At 71.4% G+C, this 2504-nt stretch carries 4 protein-coding genes; all 4 read left to right on the top strand.

The window, feature by feature from the left end:
* The coding region (locus x551_RS21085) for a M20/M25/M40 family metallo-hydrolase (protein ID WP_036251019.1) at window positions 1-244 on the top strand (244 nt) is incomplete at its 5' end.
* Entirely contained in the window at window positions 241-1470 is a 1230-nt protein-coding gene (locus x551_RS21080) for an ArgE/DapE family deacylase (protein WP_036235634.1), read from the top strand. The genes x551_RS21085 and x551_RS21080, both read left to right, overlap by 4 nt.
* A gap of 1 nt (window position 1471) precedes the next feature.
* A complete protein-coding gene (locus x551_RS21075) occupies window positions 1472-1972 on the top strand; it encodes a nucleoside deaminase (RefSeq protein ID WP_051495914.1) in 501 nt (166 codons plus the stop codon).
* An 85-nt stretch (window positions 1973-2057) separates the two neighbouring features.
* Window positions 2058-2504: amidase family protein (locus tag x551_RS21070; RefSeq protein WP_036251016.1), on the top strand; the 447-nt coding region annotated here is incomplete at its 3' end.

Genomic DNA, 2504 nt, shown 5'->3' with positions numbered 1-2504 from the left:
CTGGCAGCGCCGCTGGGAGGCCGCCGTCGCCGCCACCGGCCTGCCGGTGCACCGCCTGCCCAGCGGCGCCGGCCACGACGCGATGAAGCTGCACGAGGTGATGCCGCAGGCCATGCTGTTCGTGCGCGGCGAGAACGCCGGCATCAGCCACAACCCGCTCGAATCCACCACGGCCGACGACATGCAGCTTGCGGTCGAGGCTTTCCTGCACCTGCTCGGCACTCTGAGCCAAGACACCCCATGAGCTCCCCCCACGACCGACTCGACGCCTGGATCGACGCCCACTTCGACGAGCAGGTGAAGCTGCTGCAGGAGCTGGTGAAGGTGCCCACCGACTCGCCGCCCGGCAACAACGCGCCGCACGCCGAGCGCACCGCCGAACTGCTGGCGGCCTTCGGCTTCGAGGCCGAAAAGTACCCGGTGCCGGCCGACGAGGTGCGCGCCTACGGCCTGGAGTCGCTCACCAACCTGATCGTGCGGCGTCGCTACGGCGCCGGTGGTCCGACCATCGCGCTCAACGCCCACGGCGACGTGGTGCCGCCCGGCGAGGGCTGGACCCATGATCCCTACGGCGGCGAAGTCGCCGACGGCAAGCTCTACGGCCGCGCCGCCGCGGTCAGCAAGTGCGACTTCACGACCTACAGCTTCGCGGTGCGCGCGATCGAGTCGCTCGGCGCGCCGCTGAAGGGCGGTGTCGAGCTGCACTTCACCTACGACGAGGAATTCGGCGGCGAGCTCGGCCCCGGCCGGCTGCTGGCCCAGGGCCTCACCCAGCCCGACCTGATGATGGCCGCCGGCTTCAGCTACCAGATCGTCACCGCGCACAACGGCTGCCTGCAGATGGAGGTCACGGTGCACGGCAGGATGGCCCACGCTGCGATCCCCCACACCGGTGTCGACGCGCTGCAGGGCGCGGTGAAGATCCTGAACGCGCTGTATGCGCAGAACACCCTCTACAAGAGCATCTCCTCGAAGGTGCCGGGCATCACCCATCCCTATCTCAACGTCGGGATGATCGAGGGCGGCACCAACACCAACGTCGTGCCCGGCAAGGTGGTGTTCAAGCTCGACCGCCGGATGATCCCCGAGGAGAACCCCGAGCAGGTCGAGGCCGACATCCGCCGCGTGATCGCCGATGCCGCCGCGCAGACCGACGGCATCACCGTCGACATCCGCCGCATGCTGATGTGCCGCGCGCTCACGCCGCTGCCCGGCAACGCGCCGCTGGTGGCCGCGCTGGAGAAGCAGGCCTCGGCGGTGTTCGGCGAACCGATCCGCACCACCGGCACGCCGCTCTACACCGACGTGCGGCTGTACTGCGAGCACGGCGTGCCGGCCGTCATCTACGGCGCCGGGCCGCGCACCGTGCTGGAGAGCAACGCCAAGCGTGCCGACGAGCACATCGTGCTCGACGACCTGCGGCGCGCGACCAAGGTCGTCGCACGCACGCTGTACGAGCTGCTGGGCTGAGATGCATGCGTTCCGCCACCCCGACCCCAGCGCCGCGCAGATCGCCGCCGCGCTGCACCGTGCCAATGCCGTCGCGCTGAGCGCGCTGGCGCTCGGCCGGCACCCCTTCGGCGCGCTGCTGCTCGCCCCCGATCACCAGACCGTGCTGGCCGAGCAGGGCAACATCGACACCGTGCAGCACGCCGAGGCCACGCTGCTGCGCACCGCCGCCGCGAAGCATGCGCCCGAGTTCCTGTGGGACTGCACGCTGGTCACCACCTTCGAACCCTGCGCGATGTGCGCCGGCACCGCCTACTGGGCGAACATCGGCCGCGTCGTCTACGGTGCCAGCGAGGAAGCGCTGCTCGCGCTGACCGGCAACCACGCCGAGAACCCGACGCTGGCGCTGCCCTGCCGCGAGCTGTTCGCGCGCGGCCAGAAGGCGGTGCGGGTGTTCGGCCCGGTCCCTGAACTCGAAGCCGAGCTGCTGGCCCCGCACCGCGGCTTCTGGGCCACCCGCTGAACGGCCCGGCACGCCGGCGGCCCGTGGCCGGCATGGTTCCTGCTGCATCCCATCTGGTACACAAGACAGTGCACCAGCACACACCATGCACGCACCGAACCCGTTCACGCTCGAAGAGTGGCAGCAGGCCTACCGCGATGGCGCGATGCCCGGCCCGCTGCTCCACGAGCGGCGGCGCCAGCTGGCGGGCGCAGGGGCCGACCCGGCGTGGATCCTGCTCGCCAGCGAAGCCCAGCTCGACGACCAACTGACCGTGCTGGCGGCGCGCGCCGCTTGCTGCGCGGACGAGGCCGAGCGCGCCCGCGCCCTGCCGCTGTACGGCGTGCCGTTCGCGGTCAAGGACAACATCGACATCGCCGGGCTGCCCACCACCGCCGCCTGCCCGGCGTTCTCGCACGACGCCGAGCGCTCGGCGCACGCGGTGCAGCGGCTCGTCGAGGCCGGCGCGGTGTGGCTGGGCAAGACCAACCTCGACCAGTTCGCCACCGGCCTGGTCGGCACCCGCTCGCCGTATGGCCGGCCGGCGAGCGCG

The sequence above is a fragment of the Methylibium sp. T29 genome, assembly GCF_000576205.1.
GTDB classification, from domain to species: Bacteria; Pseudomonadota; Gammaproteobacteria; order Burkholderiales; family Burkholderiaceae_C; genus Methylibium; species Methylibium petroleiphilum.
The sequence above is the reverse complement of the archived record's forward strand: the minus strand, read 5'-3'. Positions and strand labels throughout refer to the sequence as shown.

What these genes read in the sequence shown, in the direction of transcription:
- x551_RS21080 (WP_036235634.1), top strand. Translation starts at nt 241, where the DNA reads ATGAGCTCCCCCCACGACCGACTCGACGCCTGGATCGACGCCCACTTC.
- x551_RS21075 (WP_051495914.1), top strand. Translation starts at nt 1,472, where the DNA reads ATGCATGCGTTCCGCCACCCCGACCCCAGCGCCGCGCAGATCGCCGCC.